The organism is Desulfobulbaceae bacterium DB1, from assembly GCA_001914235.1.
Lineage (GTDB): Bacteria > Desulfobacterota > Desulfobulbia > Desulfobulbales > SURF-16 > DB1.
The window spans coordinates 99,507-118,202 of record MQUF01000005.1 but is presented as its reverse complement, the minus strand read 5'-3'; the positions used below and the strand labels follow the sequence as shown (position 1 = coordinate 118,202).

The window sequence follows — 18,696 nt, the reverse complement described above, 5'->3', positions numbered from 1 at the left end:
GTAAAAACCCGAAGACAGGAGTTGCGTGTCATGTCGTCGCCACGGGAAAAACTTGAGAAACTGCTGGCCGGGGACGAATTTCTCCTCATGCCCTGCTGCTATGACGCCCTTTCCGCCCTGCTGATAGAACAGGCCGGCTTCCCTCTTACCTTCATGAGCGGTTTTGCCGTCAGCGCCGCGCGTCTCGGACTGCCGGACACCGGACTCATCTCCTACGGCGAGATGGTCGATGCGGGCCGCACCATCTGCGGCAGAGTCAGCATCCCGGTCATCGGTGACGCCGACACCGGCTATGGCAATGCCGTGAACGTCAAGAGAACCATCTCGGGCTATGCGGCGGCGGGCTTTGCCTGCGCCATGATCGAAGACCAGCTGATGCCGAAACGGTGTGGCCACACCAAGGGGAAAATGGTGGTGGAAAGAAAAGAGGCCTTTGCCCGAATCCGGGCTGCGGTGGATGCCAGGGAAGAGGGGGCGGACATCCTCATCATGGCCCGCACCGATGCCCGCACCACCCACGGCATGGACGAAGCGCTCTCCCGCTGCCGGGGTTTTGCCGACCTGGGCGCAGACATCATTTTTCTTGAGGCCCCGGAGTCCGTTGAGGAGATGAAGCTTTTCTGCCGGGAAATCCCCGGCCACAAAATGGCCAACATGCTCCAGCACGGCAAAACCCCCATGCTTTTCCCCGTCGAACTTGCGGCAATGGGATTCAAAATCGCCGCCTACCCCCTCACCCTGATCAGCTCGACGATTTCGGCCATTCAGCACGCATTGCAAACCCTCAAGCAGGGCGACTATCCCGCGCATATCGATTTTGCCGGGCTCAAAGACATCGTCGGCTTCACCGACTATTACCGGGAGGAAGAACGCTATGCCGGCTGACAGCCGCCCCCTGCTTCTTCTCACCAACGACGACGGGGTCCATGCGCCGGGACTGCGCTTGCTCTATCAGGGCATGGGCGAACTCTACCGGGCGGTCATTGTCGCCCCGGACCGGGACAACAGCGCGGTCAGTCACTCCCTTTCCCTGCACCGCCCGCTCAAGGTGAAGGAAGTGGAACAGAACATCTTTGCGGTGAACGGCACCCCGGCGGACTGCATCACCCTTGCCGTTGAAAAAATCCTGCCCGCCAAGCCGGACCTGATCATCTCCGGCATCAACGATGGGGCGAACCTGGGCCATGACATCAGTTATTCCGGCACCGTATCCGCGGCAAAGGAGGGAACCATCCGCGGCGTGCCGTCCATTGCCGTCTCCATTTCCGGCGATCCTCCTTATCATTTCGCCACGGCAGTGACGTGCGCGGCGAGAATAACGCGGCTGATTCTGGCCAGCCGTCTCCCCGAAGACTGTTACCTCAATATTAACGTGCCCAACCTGGAAGCGGCGCAAATCAGCTCCATGAAAATCACCCGCCAGGGACGGCGGATGTACGAAAACGCGGTGCAGGAACTTGTCGACCCATGGGGACGGCCCTGTTTCTGGATCGGCGGGGGCAGCCCTTCACGGGAAAGAGGCCCGGGGACCGATTCGTACGAAATGGAACGCGGCTTCATCTCCGTCACCCCGATCCATCTTGACCTGACAAACTACGACGCCCTTGCAGCCCTGCAGGAATCCTGGACAAACAAATTGAACGGCGGGCAATAACCAAACGTCACGAAAGGCATACTGTTTTTTTGGCTGAAAACAATCTCCCCCCGGCTGAACCGCACCAGCCGCTTGCACCCGTGAGACGCGCGCACCATGCGCTGTTGCGCCGGCCATCAAGCGTTTTCACCTTATTTCCCCGGGATCGCCGCCATCTCCGGTTCCGTCGGGGGAATGACGACCGGAATCTCCTCCGTGCCGGCCACAGCCTGATCTTTTTCCGCGGAGGGAATGGCCGCCATGGCAGGTTCTTCCGCAGGATGCTTTGCCGAAATTTCGTTTTTCCCGTTCTCCGACACCTCCATGGCACGGCATAATCCGCCCCACGAAAGAAGAAGGCAGCAACAGGCGCATATTGCAAATCCTTTGTTTTTCATCTTTTCCTCATCCCGGCGGAGCAACGGAGGGAGACCGCGGAAAAACCCTCGCGCAGCACACGCTTCCCTGCCCGCTTGATTGACGTTTATTGGTCATCGGAGCGGAGGCGCGGCAATCACGTTGCACCCCGCACAAAACCTATCTATATGGCTCAGGAGGTTGTTCGTTGTCAAGCTTCCCTCACCCTGGAAAACAAAATTCTTGACTTTTAGGTATATCAAGTCGATATTACAAATACCTCATCTACCATGCGTGGAAGGAGTAACGAAGCCGTCCCTTGGGGCGGCTTCAGCATTTTTAGCTGTTACCCCGCCAATATTTCTCATATTCCTTCCGCAATTTCCGCACCGCGACCTGGCCGTTCACCAGCATGGGCAGGAACCAATCGCGGGGAATGTGGGCTACACAGATTTTTCCAACAGCAAAATTGCAACATAGAACTTGAATTTCTGTCTCTTTCATGTCATTCTCTTAGACAAGAATGTGGTGCCATGACCGGTGTGAACAGTTACTGTTTGCCAACCGACATGAGTGCCGGTTGTACCTAAAAGGGTCCCAGCGAGGTAAGCAGTTACTGCTTGCTTGCAGCTGGGGCTCTTTTGTTTTTTACGGGTGGTATTTCAACCAGTCGTAAATTCTAATGGCGCGTTTCAAGTCAGTCTTGAGTGGTTGGCCTCCGGTTGACAGCACTGAAGGGTTGTCCGTCAGAATGCGCACCAGAAAAGAATGCAAATCGTCTATATTGATGTTTTCCTGCTTGAGATGTGGCAAGGCGTTGAGGCATTTCCCATCCTGGTATTTGCCAAGCAGCGTTTCAATTGAGTCCTGACGGCACGGGTGCCTTTCACGATTTTTCTTGATCGTATTGGAAAGCAAGTCATCGTACTTTTGTTTGTTTTCTACCGCAGACATAACCTTCTCAGGCAACTCACCGGAATATTGCGAAAGATATTTGAATATTGGGAGGCTGTTGCTGTTGTGGGGTAACAGTTTCGGCAAAGCATCCCAGACAATACACTCCGCATCGAAATCACGGTTGTCGAGGACAACATCGGCGTACAGCTCATCCGCTGAAACCCCTGTATACCCCTTTCGCCCGAAATCATTGAGAATGCCGACCCCGATCACGATCTCGACATCCTCCAGCTTATCATCCTCCAGATTGACGGTTCTGATCTTGCCCGTTGGCTTGTTCGTCAACACCAGATCGTAAATATCCTGTTTCAGGCGCCGCAGCATCGGCGCATTATACTTGGCCTGGTTTTCCAGCATCGCCTGATACAACGGCTCGTAGCTTTTCAGGCGGATGCGTGTCATTTCTATGGACTTGCCACCTTCAAATGACTTGCTGTAGGTGGAAACCTCTTCAGACTCGCCTGCCTTGGCCCGCACGACAAACATCAACCGTTCCTTGATCTTGTCGAGGTTGTCGGCCGAAAGGCATTTGACGATGGATTTCAGGATGTTTTCGATGTTGGTGTCCGTGATGGAATAGCCGATGAAAACGATGGGGTGTTCAAGGAAAATCGTCAGAATTTTCGCCGCCAGATAGGCATTCTTCTCCGAAAAACTGGCATAGTCGGCCTCAGTAACGACTATGGATTCGGGTTTCGTGCAACAACCATGAATCTTATAGATTTCGGAAATGCCTTGCAGGGTGGAAAAAAGCAGTTCTTCCTGACCAATATATTTTATGTAACTGGGGAACATCTCCTCGATGAAACAGTCGTAGTTGGTGGTCAGCACCCCGCCGATGCTGCGCATTTCAAGTTTCCGGAACAGCTCGATTTCAGCGGCATATTCATCTATGTGTTCCCTGCTTCTATCATTCGTATAGCGGGCGATTTCGATCTTGAAGGGCGAAATGGAGCGGGCAATCTCGTCAGCCGACTGTTCCCGGCTCTCCCTGAACCGTTCATCCTTGAACCAGCGCAGGTTGAAGTCACGTTCAATCAGCTCCGCCACCTTCGGCAGCAAACCTTCCTTGCACTCCAGCCCCTTTGCCTGTTGTTCGTACAACTCGTAGGCATACTCACTGTCAGTCGCCATTCGGGCAAAGCGACGCAGCAGCTCTTTCCAGTTGTCAAGACTAAGATAACGGATCGACATCCCGGAGCCGACAAAAAGCATCGGCAGGTGGTCTGTCCTCTTCAGGCGTTTCAGGATGGCGCTTTTCATAGACACTCCGGATACAATTCGTTTTCCCGCTGAATCATTTCACCGTCACTTGGCCGTTCATCAGCATGGGCAGCAGCCAGTCGCGGAGTTGGGTGAGGTGTTGGTTTTCTTGTTCAAGCAAATCCTGGCGTTTGAAGATCGGCTCCACTGATTTGCTGAACTGACCGACGACTTTCGAGTCGGGTAAGGAGATTTTTACGGTCTTCAGGACCGTGGCGGAGACCTCCTTGAAGGTCGAGCCGGAGGCATACTGGGTGATGGCCTTCAAGGAATTTTTGACAGTGTAGTAAATGAACGCCGTTGAATAGCCGTTGGTCGGAATGAAGGACTTGAAGCCCTGATTGGTGGTCAGTTCGTTCCGGGCAATGGCCATGTAGCCGATGGGTGCGCGGGAACTGAGCAAGACCGTTCCGGCGGGATACTTTTTCAGGGCGGCATCCTTGAGACCCTCGGCGGAGACATCCTGTGCGCCACGGGAGATGAATTTGTTGCCTTGGTTGTCGGACAGATCGTTCGGGGTAATCCACGACGTGCCGTCGGCGGTGAAGTTTTCCGGATTCTTTGTTGAAGGCGTACTGCCGCCGACAATCTGCCCCAGATCATCCAAGGTGCCGCCCTTCCACCCCGCCGGGATCTCCCGTTTCAGGGTGGAGTTGTAGACCATCTTGCCGCCGGAGGATTTGTAGGGCTTGCCGTTTGGGGCGGGCTTGCCTGAAGCGAAGTCGAAGGGGAAGTCGAACTGCACGAACCAGTAGTCGTACAGGGTCTTGGCCATGGACTCAAGTTCGGCGTTGATGCGGTTGTTGCAGTCGATTTTGGCGTCGAGGGCGGAGAGGACGGCGGCGATTTTTTGTTGTTCTTCGAAGATCGGAAATGAAAACTCAACTTGTTTCAGCCCGATGCCGGTTAGGTGCTTGATGGTTGAGCCGATGAAGTGCTTGGCAAGTTCTCTATTTTTGTTCGCGAGAAGCAATCGGTAATAAACGAACTCATTGCTGTGGCCGCTATTGATGCGAACTCGATGAAGAGCCTTCTGTATCTTCATTCCCTGCACTTGGTCTTTCCAGATCGCACAGCGCCCAGGCTCACCGCCTTCACAGACAACAAGATCACCGAATTTCAATCCGTACCGCTCTTGTTCGGTGTCTTCGAAGCGCATTTTGTTCAGGCTGGAAAGATCGAATCCGCCCCACCTGACGTTGATGTTCGCAAGGTATGGCTGAAATTCCCCCTTGTTCTTTTTTCCATCAAGCATTTTCCCAAGGCACATCTCGGAGATTTCACCGAGCTTCCTTGTCTGCCACTTACTCATACCGCACCCCAACCAACTGCTGCCGAATCCCCAGCTCCAGCCCGACCGACTCCTGGAACAGCCTGTCCAGGTTGTCGCTAAAACCCAGCATCGTTGTGAATCGCCGGGAATCAATCATGCTTGTTCCCTTCCGATGGATGAGAGCGATTTCCTCTTCCGCCGGTTTCCGCCGCACCGTGGCGGTGAACAGGCAGCCGTCATGGCCGCCGCTAAAATCAATGGTCGACCAGTGTTCCGGCACCTGCTTGAGGCCTGAACCGTCATCGGTCACGCCGATGACGGTCTTGCCGCCATTGTTGTTGGTATAGACAGCCATCTCCGAGGCCAGCGACGCAGCATTTTTTACATCCGCCTTGAACCGGCGGGTGGAATCTTCGTTGAGGGCGAGTTGGGCACGGAGGTCTTTTGCATGCATGCCGCTCATGATTTGCCTCCCTTCTTCCGGGGCGACTTCAGCTTTTTGATGTCCTCTTCCAACTCCTTGAGGCTCTCTTCACGCTGGATGCGTCGCTGCGATTCCTGGAACTTGTCATACTCCAGGGCGGCTTTTTCCTGGGCCATCTGGTGGCTGATCTTGCCCGCATGGGTGAGCAGCTCCCGGCCATTGAGCTGAATAATGGCATCCAGCCGTTGAATCCAGTCGGACATGTGCATGGGGGTTCTCTGCTGGGCCATGGTTTCGGCGAAGGCCAGGTATTGTTCCACCAGCAGGCCGAGCAGCTTCATTTCATCCTCGGCGAGGTAGTTCTTGGCGATGCTCACATCGCTTTTACGCACCGCCGGCTCACCTTTCTTGTCGAACGATTGCATACCCATCAGGGGCCGCGTGGCGTCCGCCCGGCGATACACCAGTTCCGCCGCTGTTTGCCGGCTGATGGCCCAGAGGAGTTTGTTCTGAACCACCTTGAAAAACTCGACGGTCTTTTCGTCCCTGGGGTCGTAGTCGATGCTGGTTGTATAGATATCCTTGATTTTCTGATAGAAGAAGCGCTCGGAAAGGCGGATTTCACGGATGCGTTCCTGTAGCTCCGTGAAATAGGCCATCGAGTTGCCCGTTTTGAAGCGCTCATCGTTCAGGGCAAACCCCTTGACGATGTATTCCTTCAACCGCTGGGTGGCCCAGATGCGAAACTGAGTGCCCTGGTGGGACCTGACCCGGTAGCCGACGGAGATGATCACGTCCAGGTTGTAAAATTGAACGTCTCTGGACTGGGTTTTATCCGGCATGGCGCCATGGCGAGTGGTTGTCCGGAAATTCCGGACAACCACTTGCTCGTCCAGTTCGCCTTCACTGAAAATATTGCGGATGTGCTCGGAAATCGTCTTCTTGCTTTTGCCGAACAACCCAGCCATGTGCTCCTGAGTCAGCCAAACCGTCTCGTCTTCCAACCGGACATCGATTTTGATTTTGCCGTCAGCGGCCTGGTAGATGATAATTTCCGAATGATTCATCTCGCCGGCCTCATGTCTGAAAGGTCATTTATCAGGTCATGGAGACCGGATAAAACCATGCCGCCCGTGTCGGCAAAGGCCGCCATCTCCGAGGCCAACGATTCGACATTCTTCACATCCGCCTTGAACCGGCGGGGGGAATCTTCTCCAAGGGCGATTTGGGACAGGCGGTCGAATTGTTTCATATCGCTATTCGTGCCGAATCTACTCATAGCGCAACCCCGTCAACTGTTTCCGAATCTCCTGCTCCAACCCGGCCGACTCCTTGAACAGCCGATCCAGATTGTCGCTAAAGCCCTGCATCTTGGCAGTGAACTCAGCAGGCGTCAGATCCACAAACTCAATCTTTACCTCGAAATACTGCCCGGCGCTGAGGGAATAGTTTTTGGCGGCGATCTCGTCGTAGCTCACCACCACCGAAAAATCTTCCACCGCCTCCTTGCCGTTGAACACCGCAATAATCCGGTCTTCCTCTGCCGCTGCAAGCAGGGTTTTCTGGTTTTTGCCATCCTTGACCTTGGTGCCGAGGTTGGAGGCGTCGATCAGCACCACACCGTTCTTGTTGCTGTCGTCAATGAAGAGGATGGAGACGTTGGTGCCGGTGGTGGCGAAGATGTTGCTCGGCATGGAGACCACCCCGGCCAGCATCCGGTTATCGACCAGGTGCTGGCGGATCTTCTTGTCGATGCCGGATTGCGCGGTGATGAAGCCGGTGGGCACCACCACCGCAGCCTTGCCGCCGGGTTTCAGCGAATGGACGATGTGCTGGAGAAAGAGCTGGTAGATGGCCATTTTGTCCACGGCCTGCTTGGGGATGTTCGGCACCCCGGCAAAGAAGCGCTCCTTGTTCTCCCTGGTCTCCAGCTCGTTGCGAAAGTCGGAGAAATCCATCTTGAAAGGCGGATTACTGACGATGTAGTCGAATTTCTTCAGCGCCTTGCCGTCCCGGTGGTAGGGGTGCAGCAGGGTGTTGCCCTGGATGATGTTGGGGATGGAGTGGACCAGATTGTTCAAAATCAGGTTCAACCGCAGCAGGTTGGAGGATTTCTGGGAAATATCCTGGGTGTAGATGCTGCAGCGGTTTTCGCCGATGGCGTGGGCCACGTTCATCAAGAGGGTGCCGGACCCGGCCGAGGGGTCGTAGCAGCTGACGTTGTGCACCTTGCCCTGCTGTTCCTGCGGCACCAGGATGGCGGCCATGATCCGGGCCACGGCATGGGGCGTGTAGTATTCGGCATACTTGCCGCCGCTGTTGCTGTTGTAGTCCTTGATCAGGTATTCGAAAATGGTGGCGTAGAAATCGAACTTCTGGGTGAAGATGCGCTCGAAGCTGGAAAATCCAATCTTGTTGATGATGGCGCGGCAGAAGGCGTCGCGCCTGCCGACATCGCTGATGTATTCGCTCACCCGGTCAAACAGGGTGACCTTTGCCCCGCCGTCGGTCTTGACCGCGAATATGTCGTTGTTGCTGATGGCGATGTCGCGCAGGGTGTCGTCAAAGAGCTTGGCGAAATCGGGCTCGTTCTGGCGATTCCACAGATGGGTGATGAAGTGCTCGGGTTTGAGGCGGGCGGTGTCCGGCCCCATCTGGTATTGCAGCATCTCCAGCTCGTCACTGCTCAGGGAGCTGATCGCCTGTTTCCAGTTCTCGGTGCCATTTTGATATTGGGCCAGCTCCGGTTTGATCTTCTTGGCCTCAAAGGCGAACTTATCGTTGAGGAACTTGTAGAGAAAGACCTGGGTGATGATCTTGAACTCGTTGCCATCGTTGCCGAGGCCGTAGGCGGCGCAGATGTTCTTGAGGCTGTCGATCAGTTGCCGGGTGCTGTTGGTGAAATCCTGCGTTACCACGCCTGTACTCCTGTTCTGTTGCCGGAGGCAAATTCATTCCTGTATTCGGTGACCACCAGCCGGTTGATGGCGCGGCAGGCCTCCGGGTTGAGTTTGATCTTTTGGCGAGTCTGGAACTCGCCGATAACCAGCGGCATCATCATCTGTTCAAAGAAGGCTTCATTGGCCAGCAGCTGGGTGTTCTGCAACACCTGGTCGTCGGCCTGCCTTTTCACGCCGGTAAGGGCCTCGAAGAGGCTCCGCTCGGTTTCCGACAGCGTGCCGCGTTCCATTAAGCGCTTGTGGATGCGGGTGTATTTGGCGTCGCCCTGGTACTTGGCGCGGAGCTGGTTGTTCTGCCGGTTCAGCTCCTTGACCTTTTCATGAATGGCGTTCAGCGCCCCGATGTTGGCGGTCATTTCTTCCTGGGTGACTTCGCTCAGTTTTTTCTTCTTGAACAGCCGCTCCAGCTCTTCCTTGAGGGTGATGAATTTGGGGTCCTGCTGGTCGAAGTTGTCGGACATATCCTCGCGGGTCCGGCGCAGGGTGTTCTTCAGCTTGTCGGCCAGCACCAGCTCTTCTTCCCCGACCTTGGTGAACAGGAAGAGCACCTCTTCGAGGGCGACGTTGAGCAGGCCCGTGGTGTCGGCGCTCGACTCAATGCTTTCTTTCAGGTTCAGCAGGTCGAGGTGGTTGCAGGTCTCGCGGTAGAGCTGGCCCAGCTTCTGGAAATCGAGCTGGTCGAGGAAGGAGTACTCGCCTTGCAGGCGGATCAAGTTGTAGAGACTGCGGGCGTCAAGCAGGGCCTTTTTGAGGGCCAGCACCGTGGCGCGGTCCTGGGTCCGGCTGATCTGCCGGGAGAATTCCTCGGCGTTCTCGGTGTTGAACTGAAACAGGATGTTCTTGACCTGCTCGATCTCGCTCTGGATTTCCTCGGCGGATTTGAACAGATGGGAGTAGTGTTCCAGTTCGTCGCCCAGCTCGTCGTTCAACTCTTGCAAATAACGCTGGTTCGTTTCCTCGAACTCCTTGCTGATGTCGGCGAAATCGACCACATAGCCATAGCGGAAATCCCCATAGGGGCGGTTGACCCGGGTCAGGGCCTGGAGCAGATTGTGCTTACGGATCACCCGGCCCAGGTAGAGCTTTTTCAGCCGGTGGGCGTCAAAGCCGGTGAGCAGCATATTGTAAACAAACAGCAGGTCGATTTTGCCCGCCTTGAAATCCTCCACCCACTCCTTGCGCTCCTGCTTGCTGCCGATGTCGTGCAGGATCAGGGCGCCGCTTTTGACCTTGTTGGCCTGCTTTTGCAGGGTGGCGTAGCGGGGACGCGCGGAATCAGCAGCCACAAGAAGAAGGCCGTCGACACTGGTACTAATGGCCCCAGCGAGCGGAACCGATTTGGGGTTCTGGCGGGCTTGAAAGATTTCGAACATCTTTTTCGCCTGCTCGGCGCTGTCGCAGATCACCATGCCGCCGATGCCGGCGTCGTTCAGCGCGCCCCGGCTCTTTTCGAAATCGTCGATGATGTAGTCGAGCATCGGCTCGACAAAGCGCGGGTGGGCGTAGATCTGCTTGCGATCAATGTCGCCCTGCTGGAGTTTAACGGCGGCCAGGGCCTCTCGCAGGGCGAGCTGGTAGTTGGTGGCGATCTCTTCACGGATCAGGCGCAGGGTGTAGCCGTCGGCAATGGAGGCGTTGTAGTAGTATTTGTGGATGTAGTCGCCGAACAGGGCGCGGGAGTTGGTGTCGTCGCCCAGCAGCGGCGTGCCGGTGAGGCCGATCTTGATGGCGTTCTGGTCGGACTGGCTCAGATTGGCGAGAAAACTGCCCCTGGGGTTGTAGCTGCGGTGCACCTCGTCGAGGAAGTAGACGCGCTGGATGCTGATGTCGTAATCCTCGGTGCGGACCACGTCCGGGTCATCCTGAAACTTCTGGATGTTGACCACGGTGATCTCCGGCCTGCCGGAATCGTTGTGGATCGCCTTGGTCGCCTTGATGTCGCGGGTGAAGGCCTCACGGCTGTCGATGGTGTGCACGGTCAGCCCACGACCGGAAAATTCCCGCTGCGCCTGAATGAGCAGATCGATTCGATCGACGATGAAATAGAACTTGGGGATGATGCCGCGTTTCTGGAAGTAGTCGGTCAGAAAGCGGGTGTTGTAATAGGCCAGCGCGGTCTTGCCGCTTCCCTGGGTGTGCCAGATGATCCCCTTGCGCACCCCGGCATCGAGCTTACGTTCAATCGCCTTGGTGGCGAAGAGCTGCGGATAGCGCATGACGTGCTTGTGCAGGCCGTCGGTCTCGCTCACATACACAAAAGCGTATTGCAGCAGAAACTTGAGGCGGTCGCGGCTGAACAGGGAGGTGCAGATGCGGTTGGTCGGGGTGTCGGGCGATTTGTTGCTGACAAATTCCGGGCTGTGTTTGATGACGCTGAGGTTATTGTCTTTGAGTACCTCGTTTTCAACCGTGTCGTCCTCGTCGGCCGGCAATTCAGGGAGATGCAGCTCTTCCTCTTCCCGGAAATAGTTAAAAATCGGCGCATCGTAAGACGGGCTGGCGTAGAAGGCCCCCTCGATGGGCTGCGGCGAGCCGTCGTCGTACTCCATGTTGTTGGAGAACACCATCAGCTGGGTGATGTTGAGAAAGCGGCGGAAGCGGGGATTGCGGCAGCGGGTGATGATGCGGTTACGTTCGGCCAGCACGCCTTCCCGGTTGTTGGGCTTCTTGACCTCGATGAAGACCAGCGGCATGCCGTTGATGAGCAGGGTGATGTCGGGCCGGAACTCATCATCGCCGTTCTTGCAGGTCAGTTCCGTGACCACATGAAAGCTGTTGTTCGAGAAATCGGCGAAGTCGATCAGACGGGTGCCGGAACGCTCCGTGAGCTTTTCGTAGAAAGCCTTGCCGAGGTCCTCGTTTTCCAGCGAAAGTTTAACGTCAACCAGCAGTCGATGGATGTCGTCAGCATCCAGGCCGGGATTGATCCGGGCCATGGCGGCACGAAACAGGTCCGGGAAGATATTGGCCTCTTCATCCCATACCTCATTTTTGAGGGAAAGGTAGCGGTAGCCGAGCCGCACCAGGTGGAGGATGCAGGGGATTTTCACCCGTGAGTCTTCGCTGAAAATCATTTGCATCCTCTCATCCTCACGTATTTTCCCCTATCCTATATTCCCTATGTTGACGCTATGAGCGAACGAACAGAAATGACATGCAAGGTTCAATGGGCGGGTAAGTCGGCACAATTAAAACAACTACCGTTGGCAGGATACTTTTTTCTTTCGAAATCTCAATAGAAAAAACACATCTGAAAGCGTGGCATATTAAGGAATGGTCTATTCTTCGTGAATAGGGTTGCAGAAGACATCACAGTTCCAGCCGCATCAAAGATGTCTCAGCAAAAACAGCTTCTGCCCGTATAGAAAATTTTTAGATGCAATCCTCAAATTTTATGGCATATTGACAGGTTTTTAACAGGCAAAACAGAAATATCATGACAAAAGATACCATTTACCAGAACATCACCCCTTCAGCCGATTTCACCTTCAATGCCGGGGTGGCCGATGTTTTTGACGATATGCTGCAGCGCTCGGTTCCCTGTTACCGCCAGGTCATCGACATGGTTGCCGCGCTGCTGGCCAGATTCGTCAACCAGGGGGAAACGATCTGCGATCTCGGCTGTTCCACCGGCACCACCCTGATGGAACTTTCCCGGTTGCTTGCCTCCTTTGACCTGAACTTTGTCGGCATCGACAACTCCGCCCCCATGATCGACAAGGCCGAGCTCAAGGCCAGGATGCTGTCCCGCACCGACCGGGTGCACTTTATCCACGGCGATATTGCCGAGATCGATTTGCCCCCTTGCCGGGCCTTTATCGTCAACTACACCCTGCAGTTCATCCGGCCCATCATCAGAAAAAAATTCCTCAGCCGGCTTTATCACGCGCTTCTGCCGGGCGGGGTGGTCATCATCAGCGAAAAGATCATCTCCCATGACCCCTTGCTCAACCGCGCCTTCATCGACTTCTATCATGACTTCAAAAAAAGCCGGGGCTACACGGAAACGGAAATCGCCAGAAAGCGGGAGGCCCTGGAAAACGTGCTGATCCCCTTTTCCACCGGGGAAAACCTGCAGCTCATGCGTGATGCCGGATTTCCCCATGTGGAACCCTTTTTCCAGTGGTTTAATTTCGCCTCCTACATTGCCCTGAAGGACTGACGGATGGAAACCGACCAGGAATATCTCCACCTCATGCCGCGGGCAGCCCGGGAAGAAATTCTCGCCCTGCGGCGGGAAAACCACAAAAAGCTCGCGAGCCGCAAAAAAGGATTCCTTTCCTATCGCACCGCCTGCGAATCGGTCCGCGGATTGCGGGCCTCTTCCCTCGATCTGGACGGGGATGTCGTGCGCATCGGCGTGGAACAAGACATCACCCCCGAGGAACGGCAACGGGTCTATCAGGTGCTGCGGGGTTTCATGCCCTGGCGCAAAGGGCCTTTCCAGGTTTTCGGTATTGATATTGACGCGGAATGGCAAAGCTTCCGCAAATGGGACAGACTACAGTCCGTGCTGCCGGATCTGAGCGGCAAAATCATCGCCGACGTCGGTTGCAACAACGGCTATTACATGTTCCGCATGGCCCATCACAAACCGCTTGCGGTCATCGGCTTTGAACCCTACCACCACCACTACTTCACCTTCCGCACCGTAAACAGCTTCGCGGGGCTCACCAACCTCCATCTCGAACTGCTCGGCGTCGAACATATGCCGCTTTTCACCGAGAGTTTTGACGTGGTCTTTCTCATGGGGGTCATCTACCACCGGATCTCGCCGGTGGAGATGCTCAAGGATGTATGGAAAAGCATGAAACCGGGGGGCACGCTCATCCTCGAATCACAGGCCATCCCGGGTGATGACCCGGTGGCGCTGTTTCCGGCCGAACGTTACGCCAAGGTGCCGGGAACCTATTTCGTGCCCACCGCGGCCTGCGTGAAAAACTGGCTGACCCGGACAGGTTTTCAGGATGTGGAAATTTTCTGCAGCCATCCCATGAGCAGGGAGGAACAGCGGCGGACCGACTGGATGACCTTTGAGTCCTTTGATGATTTTATCGACCCGAACAACCCCATGCTTACCGTGGAAGGCTATCCGGCGCCGCTCAGGGTCTTCCTCAAGGCCGTCGCCTGACACGTTTGCTGGCGCTCGTTTTTGCCGCTTTTGACGGAAATACGCTCGACGATTTTGCGGTAGTAGTCGTCTTGAGCGGCGATATTGCTCGCGCCCTTGCGCATGGCGTCCATCTTGATGAGCAGCAGATTGAGCTTTTTCATCTGCCTGAGCCGCACATGCTCGTCCTCGGTTGCGGCAATGAGCTCCTCCATCTGCCGGATCTCCTTTTTCATCTCGATTTCCGGCGGCAGATACCCGGCGTTTTTTAAGATCTTATAGGCCATTTTCAGGTCATCCGGCACCAGCGGATCGTCATCCTCGGGCAAGGGCTTGTTTTTCCATTTCTCAAAGGAAAGCGAGCCATCCTCAATGGCCTGGCTGATCCTTCTTTCAGCGATGCGGGTCAAGGGGTTCATGTTTTTTTCCTGCTTGGGGGAAGATGACTGCTCAGGGCAAACGCATCTCCTGCTCTATTGCCATCCGGGTTTTTCCGGGGACAAAAACCATTTCAACGCCCTGCAGGAGCCGCAGCCCATTCAGGCGGTCAAGATAATAGCGCTTTCTGCCGTAGAGCAAGGAGCGGTCGGACTCAGACAGCAGAAGCCTTATTGTAACGTCGCCCCTTTCCTTTTGCAAGACGGCAAGACGCTGGCGCAGTCGTTTGAAATAGATGCGGGCCAGCACCAGCTCACCGAATGCCGGATGATAGGGTCCGGCCAGCAGCTCCCTTTCCAGTGACTGAGTCGGTTGCAACCCCATGCGGATGACCGGAATACCCGCCTGATCAAAAATTTCTTTCATGCGGCCGCAGAGCACAACCGCCCGGGACACTGACAGGGGACGAAATTGCCCGCTGCCATGCAGTGCGGCCAAGGGACTGCCCTGCAACACCAGGGTTGGATAAAGACGCACCAGGTCGGGCCGCAAAGCTGCCAGAAGACGCGCCCCGGCAAGCACCCGGCCGGTTCGTTCCCCGGGCAGCCCCACCATGAGCTGGCCGCCCACCCCAATCCCGGCCCGGCGCAGATGGTGAAAGGCCGCAACAACATGATCCGTGCCGTGACCGCGCCGGCATTTCTCCAAGACAAGGGGATCAAACGACTGAATGCCGAGCTCCACCAGCCCGACGCCCCGCTCCTTTAAAAAAAAGGCTGTCCCCTCATCAACGTAATCCGGCCGGGTGGAAAGCCTGATGAAATCCACCGCGCCGCTTTGCCGAAAGGGTCGCACCGCGTCCAGCAACTCCGCCTGCCGACCCCGCTCAAGGCCGGTAAAGCTGCCTCCGTAAAAAGCGACCTGCACCGGCCGCCGCCTATCCCGGGGTCGCGCAAGAATGCGGCTGATGCCGGCCGCAACCTGCGCTCCATTCAGCCCGACCTGACCGGCCCCCCCGGTTATGGCATGCTGGTTACAGAACAGGCACTGATGCGGGCACCCCTGATGGGAAATAAAAAATGGAACGACATAGGGGGTCAGGATCTGAGTTCCGCTTGATCCCCTTGCTTCTTTGTCTTCTTTTTTCCGCACCCGGCATTTCCCTTTCAGCAATGAATCACAGACCAAGGGTGTCAAAATTTCTGACCGCCTCTGCCGCGGCCAACTGCTCGGCCTCCTTTTTGCTGCGGGCGGATCCCGTGGCCAGAACCCTTTCCTGAAAGCGGACCGAGACATGAAAAAGCTTGGCATGGTCGGGCCCCTCCGCCTTTTCCAGCACATAAACCGGACCTTCATTATATGTGGCCTGGATCATCTCCTGCAGCCTGCTCTTGGAATCCGCCAGATACATGTCCCCCTTCTTTCCTTGAAAACAGGGAACAAAAAGTTTTTCCACCACCTCCATGGACGCATCATAGCCGCCGTCAAGGAAAACAGCGCCCATCACCGCTTCAAGGGCGGATGAAAGAATGGAGGGTTTTTCCCTGCCCCGCGAGGCGTTTTCCCCTTTGCCAAGCAGCAGATGGTCTCCCATTGCCAGGGATCTGGCCATTTCGGCCAGATGGCTTTCCTGAACAAGTGCGGCTCGCAGCCGGGTCAACTCCCCCTCTTTCATGGCGGGATAATGGCGAATCAACCCATAGCCCACGGCCAGATCCAGCACCGCATCGCCGAGAAACTCAAGGGTTTCGTTATCGCAGGGCAGATCCTGCCCCTGTTCAAAGGCATAGGAGCTGTGGACAAAGGCGCGCTGCAGCAAAGCAGCATCCTTGAAACGATAGGTCAACCGCTCTTCAAACTGTTCAAGCTGGTTCTTATTTCTTTTCAGTAATGCTTCAAGAGTTGTCATGTTTTCCAAAAACCGGGAGAAAGGCGGCAGGAAACAGATGTTGAGACATTCAGCCCGCACCCTGTTTCCTTCCGCCTCCGCCTTATAACTTTTTACGAATCGATCACATTTTACTTGTCAAAAAAATGTTCTCTGTTTATTATCGGGTGCTCAACGCTACAAAGAAAGGCGGCGTAGCCAAGTGGCTAAGGCAGTGGTCTGCAAAACCATTATTCAGCGGTTCAAATCCGCTCGCCGCCTCCATTCTTTTCAAGGCAGCATTCGTGCTGTCTTTTTTTTTTGTCCTTTTATCATAGTCCAATAAAAAATCCGGCTCTTTAGCCGGATTTTCGTTACGATGCACCCGCAGACACTGTCTAAAATCCCATTTCTTCCAACATCCTGTTGACGGTATCCTGATCCAGCACGCCGCTCACCTCGTCTCCGCTGCCTGCCAGGCGGTTAATATAATTGTCCACATCGCCCTGGGCAAGCTTTTTGCTCTCTTCCAGCGTGATATTCCTGTTCTTTTCCTTGTGTTTCAATTGGGAACCGAAGGATACCACCAAGGCCAGCAACTGCACTTGGAAATCGCTGAGCAGCTTGATAATCTTCATGATCTGCTGACCGGAAAGATCCTGAAAACTGAGCGCCTCGGTAATCTTGGAGACATCGCCGCTGATGGTGGCGGCTATGGCGAAGGCATCTTCTATGCGCTGAAATATTTCCTTCTGATCTTCCAGGGTCATGGAGCTGCAACCTGAACCTGGACGCATCTGCCCGCCCCGGGCCTTGTCCGGCAATGCCAGCAGCTGCTCCAGGGATTTTGCCAGCAGCTCCTCCATTTCATCCAGGCGGGGATCAGGCGCAGGCGAAGGGGAAGATGCAGGCGGTTCCTGCCGACCGGCTTCCACCTCAACCTCGATCTCCTCAGTGGGAGGCACCTCAAGGGGGATCGTCTGATCGAGAAAAATCGAGCTCTGGCCGGCATCCATCTTTTTCAGCAGATTGGCGACCCCTTTGTCCTTGCATGCCTTGAAAAGCGCCAAGAACACATCAGACATGGGGACCGTGTAAAAATTATCACTGTCCGCCTGGTATTTCGCCGCCTTGACGGAGATTATGTCATGGAAGGTATCGAGGGCAAAGATCTCCCCCGCCTTCTGCCGGGCGCCGGTGATATGCTCCTTGACGGTCTCATTGGTACAGAGCTCGTACAAGGTCTGAAAGATCACATCAAGATCAAACAGGTAGCGGATTTTCTTTTCTTTTTTTGCCTCGGGTGGAGGAAGGGGCATCTCTCCGCCGGTGCTCTTCATGCCGGCAACCAGATCAAGGGCCTGACCGATCCGTGCCTGCAGCGCTTCAATATCCGAACCAATCGAACATGGTTCGTCACCAGCGCCGTCCGGCTCCCCCAACGAGTCAATAACAAAGGCGGGATGATCCCGCAGGGAAAACAGCAGTTCCTTGACATCATTGGTGCGGCTTTGGACATCCTCAACCTTGTCCATGATCTTCATGGCCGCCCTTTCGGTCATTTCCACCACATCCTTGAGCTGGTTCTTGGCGTCTTCGATCTTGTCGCCCGCCTCATCAAGCTCGACGCGCTTCTTCAAACGGTCTTCCGCCGGGATATCCATGAGGGTGGAACTCAGGCTCTTGGCAAGTTTGCCGATATCGTGGTAGATATCGCTTGATATTTCCCGGTAGAAATCCTCGCCGCCGCCGGAAGCCAGCCCCTGGGAAACCGCCTCCATGGCCGTTTTCGTAAAACCGGCATCCCGTTCTTTTTCCTTTTCAACAATCTTTTCAACAACCCGGGTAACGGAGGTTTCCGGGCTGCTCAGGACGGTGATATTGAAATTTGCCTCGGCAGTGGGAATTCTGAAAAACCCGGCGCCAATTTCAAGGTAGATTTCCGGTTTATTGCTCGTCGCCATTTTCTCGTATCCTTGACCCCATGATTGACTCACCCAAGAAATGTAAAATTACCGCTGCACCCTGGCCGTAAACCTGGCGCCGATCTCAAACTGGTCCTCATGAACCGTTTCGGCCGCCCACATGACGATGCCGACCGCCAGCATGCGGCCGCGGTCTTCGGCGGCGAATGTTGCGACACATTCATCGCCGTCAATCCGCCAGCCGCTGAAATCAAGCTGCATCAGCAGCTGTTCACCCTTGTTCCATTGGCGCGAGGAAAGAAAACGGATGCCGCCCCCGCCGATATCTAGAATCAGTCCCTGCTCATCAAGCCTCGCATTGACCAGATCCTCAAAAACGGTGTAGCGGAAAATAATCTCCTTTTCCAGCCTGTCGTATTTGCGCCGTTCGGCAACCGCAGCATGCTCGTCCACATATCCTCCAGCTTTCATTTCCAGAGAGACAGTCATCATCATGTTACGAAAATTTCATTTAAAAAATCAAGCAATTACCGATAAATTTCTTACCGG

At 55.2% G+C, this 18,696-nt stretch carries 17 protein-coding genes and 1 tRNA gene; 5 read left to right on the top strand and 13 right to left on the bottom strand.

Features of this window, described 5'->3' with window-relative positions:
- Positions 1-30: 30 nt before the first annotated feature.
- Positions 31-885, top strand: a complete 855-nt coding sequence (locus tag BM485_06040; GenBank protein ID OKY75893.1) for a carboxyvinyl-carboxyphosphonate phosphorylmutase — start codon at positions 31-33, stop codon at positions 883-885.
- Entirely contained in the window at positions 875-1,654 is a 780-nt protein-coding gene (locus tag BM485_06035; protein ID OKY75892.1) for a 5'/3'-nucleotidase SurE, read from the top strand. The genes BM485_06040 and BM485_06035 overlap by 11 nt, the downstream gene beginning before the upstream one ends.
- A 131-nt stretch (positions 1,655-1,785) precedes the next feature.
- Here BM485_06035 and BM485_06030 read toward each other — a convergent pair whose 3' ends face one another.
- From BM485_06030 to BM485_05995, 8 genes are all read right to left on the bottom strand, one after another.
- Positions 1,786-2,031: a hypothetical protein gene (locus BM485_06030; protein OKY75891.1), complete on the bottom strand. Its 246-nt coding sequence runs from the start codon at positions 2,029-2,031 to the stop codon at positions 1,786-1,788.
- A 607-nt stretch (positions 2,032-2,638) separates the two neighbouring features.
- A complete protein-coding gene (locus BM485_06025) occupies positions 2,639-4,210 on the bottom strand; it encodes a hypothetical protein (protein OKY75890.1) in 1,572 nt (523 codons plus the stop codon).
- 34 nt (positions 4,211-4,244) lie between these two features.
- Entirely contained in the window at positions 4,245-5,522 is a 1,278-nt protein-coding gene (locus BM485_06020) for a restriction endonuclease (protein ID OKY75889.1), read from the bottom strand.
- Positions 5,515-5,946 carry a hypothetical protein gene (locus BM485_06015; GenBank protein ID OKY75888.1) on the bottom strand — a complete coding sequence of 144 codons (432 nt, stop codon included), beginning with the start codon at positions 5,944-5,946 and terminating at the stop codon, positions 5,515-5,517. Before BM485_06015 ends, BM485_06020 begins: the two co-directional genes overlap by 8 nt.
- Positions 5,943-6,974 carry a cell filamentation protein Fic gene (locus BM485_06010; protein ID OKY75887.1) on the bottom strand — a complete coding sequence of 344 codons (1,032 nt, stop codon included), beginning with the start codon at positions 6,972-6,974 and terminating at the stop codon, positions 5,943-5,945. The genes BM485_06015 and BM485_06010 overlap by 4 nt, the downstream gene beginning before the upstream one ends.
- The gene (locus BM485_06005) at positions 6,971-7,159 is read right to left on the bottom strand and encodes a hypothetical protein (GenBank protein ID OKY75886.1); all 189 of its coding nucleotides are present in this window, start codon (positions 7,157-7,159) and stop codon (positions 6,971-6,973) included. Before BM485_06005 ends, BM485_06010 begins: the two co-directional genes overlap by 4 nt.
- 19 nt (positions 7,160-7,178) lie before the next feature.
- On the bottom strand, positions 7,179-8,825 hold the full coding sequence (locus tag BM485_06000) for an SAM-dependent methyltransferase (protein OKY75885.1): 1,647 nt from the start codon (positions 8,823-8,825) through the stop codon (positions 7,179-7,181).
- The gene (locus tag BM485_05995) at positions 8,819-11,941 is read right to left on the bottom strand and encodes a restriction endonuclease subunit R (protein ID OKY76001.1); all 3,123 of its coding nucleotides are present in this window, start codon (positions 11,939-11,941) and stop codon (positions 8,819-8,821) included. The genes BM485_06000 and BM485_05995 overlap by 7 nt, the downstream gene beginning before the upstream one ends.
- 362 nt (positions 11,942-12,303) lie before the next feature.
- Between BM485_05995 and BM485_05990 the strand changes: the two genes are divergently transcribed.
- A complete protein-coding gene (locus BM485_05990; protein ID OKY75884.1) occupies positions 12,304-13,029 on the top strand; it encodes a carboxy-S-adenosyl-L-methionine synthase CmoA in 726 nt (241 codons plus the stop codon).
- Positions 13,030-13,032: 3 nt separating this feature from the next.
- Positions 13,033-13,998, top strand: a complete 966-nt coding sequence (locus BM485_05985) for a tRNA 5-methoxyuridine(34)/uridine 5-oxyacetic acid(34) synthase CmoB (GenBank protein OKY75883.1) — start codon at positions 13,033-13,035, stop codon at positions 13,996-13,998.
- On the opposite strand, the gene BM485_05980 is transcribed toward BM485_05985, so the two are convergent.
- From BM485_05980 to BM485_05970, 3 genes are read right to left on the bottom strand one after another with little or no spacing between them, the layout of a single operon-like run.
- Entirely contained in the window at positions 13,956-14,396 is a 441-nt protein-coding gene (locus tag BM485_05980; GenBank protein ID OKY75882.1) for a hypothetical protein, read from the bottom strand. The two genes, BM485_05985 and BM485_05980, sit on opposite strands and share 43 nt — an antisense overlap.
- A 31-nt stretch (positions 14,397-14,427) precedes the next feature.
- Positions 14,428-15,543, bottom strand: coding sequence for a hypothetical protein (locus tag BM485_05975; protein OKY75881.1), 1,116 nt, complete (start codon positions 15,541-15,543; stop codon positions 14,428-14,430).
- Positions 15,533-16,264 carry a ribonuclease III gene (locus BM485_05970; protein ID OKY76000.1) on the bottom strand — a complete coding sequence of 244 codons (732 nt, stop codon included), beginning with the start codon at positions 16,262-16,264 and terminating at the stop codon, positions 15,533-15,535. Before BM485_05970 ends, BM485_05975 begins: the two co-directional genes overlap by 11 nt.
- A 167-nt stretch (positions 16,265-16,431) precedes the next feature.
- On the opposite strand from BM485_05970, the gene BM485_05965 reads away from it, so the two are divergent.
- A tRNA-Cys gene (locus BM485_05965) sits at positions 16,432-16,507 on the top strand.
- Between the two features lie 113 nt (positions 16,508-16,620).
- Here BM485_05965 and BM485_05960 read toward each other — a convergent pair.
- Both BM485_05960 and BM485_05955 read right to left on the bottom strand, forming a co-directional pair.
- Positions 16,621-18,186, bottom strand: a complete 1,566-nt coding sequence (locus BM485_05960; GenBank protein ID OKY75880.1) for a hypothetical protein — start codon at positions 18,184-18,186, stop codon at positions 16,621-16,623.
- A 48-nt stretch (positions 18,187-18,234) separates the two neighbouring features.
- On the bottom strand, positions 18,235-18,642 hold the full coding sequence (locus BM485_05955; protein ID OKY75879.1) for a hypothetical protein: 408 nt from the start codon (positions 18,640-18,642) through the stop codon (positions 18,235-18,237).
- Positions 18,643-18,696: the final 54 nt, after the last annotated feature.

Coding starts and splice junctions, on each gene's coding strand:
- BM485_06040 (OKY75893.1), top strand. CDS start 31: ATGTCGTCGCCACGGGAAAAACTTGAGAAACTGCTGGCCGGGGACGAA.
- BM485_06035 (OKY75892.1), top strand. CDS start 875: ATGCCGGCTGACAGCCGCCCCCTGCTTCTTCTCACCAACGACGACGGG.
- BM485_06030 (OKY75891.1), bottom strand. CDS start 2,031: ATGAAAAACAAAGGATTTGCAATATGCGCCTGTTGCTGCCTTCTTCTT.
- BM485_06025 (OKY75890.1), bottom strand. CDS start 4,210: ATGAAAAGCGCCATCCTGAAACGCCTGAAGAGGACAGACCACCTGCCG.
- BM485_06020 (OKY75889.1), bottom strand. CDS start 5,522: ATGAGTAAGTGGCAGACAAGGAAGCTCGGTGAAATCTCCGAGATGTGC.
- BM485_06015 (OKY75888.1), bottom strand. CDS start 5,946: ATGAGCGGCATGCATGCAAAAGACCTCCGTGCCCAACTCGCCCTCAAC.
- BM485_06010 (OKY75887.1), bottom strand. CDS start 6,974: ATGAATCATTCGGAAATTATCATCTACCAGGCCGCTGACGGCAAAATC.
- BM485_06005 (OKY75886.1), bottom strand. CDS start 7,159: ATGAAACAATTCGACCGCCTGTCCCAAATCGCCCTTGGAGAAGATTCC.
- BM485_05995 (OKY76001.1), bottom strand. CDS start 11,941: ATGATTTTCAGCGAAGACTCACGGGTGAAAATCCCCTGCATCCTCCAC.
- BM485_05990 (OKY75884.1), top strand. CDS start 12,304: ATGACAAAAGATACCATTTACCAGAACATCACCCCTTCAGCCGATTTC.
- BM485_05985 (OKY75883.1), top strand. CDS start 13,033: ATGGAAACCGACCAGGAATATCTCCACCTCATGCCGCGGGCAGCCCGG.
- BM485_05980 (OKY75882.1), bottom strand. CDS start 14,396: ATGAACCCCTTGACCCGCATCGCTGAAAGAAGGATCAGCCAGGCCATT.
- BM485_05970 (OKY76000.1), bottom strand. CDS start 16,264: ATGACAACTCTTGAAGCATTACTGAAAAGAAATAAGAACCAGCTTGAA.
- BM485_05960 (OKY75880.1), bottom strand. CDS start 18,186: ATGGCGACGAGCAATAAACCGGAAATCTACCTTGAAATTGGCGCCGGG.
- BM485_05955 (OKY75879.1), bottom strand. CDS start 18,642: ATGATGATGACTGTCTCTCTGGAAATGAAAGCTGGAGGATATGTGGAC.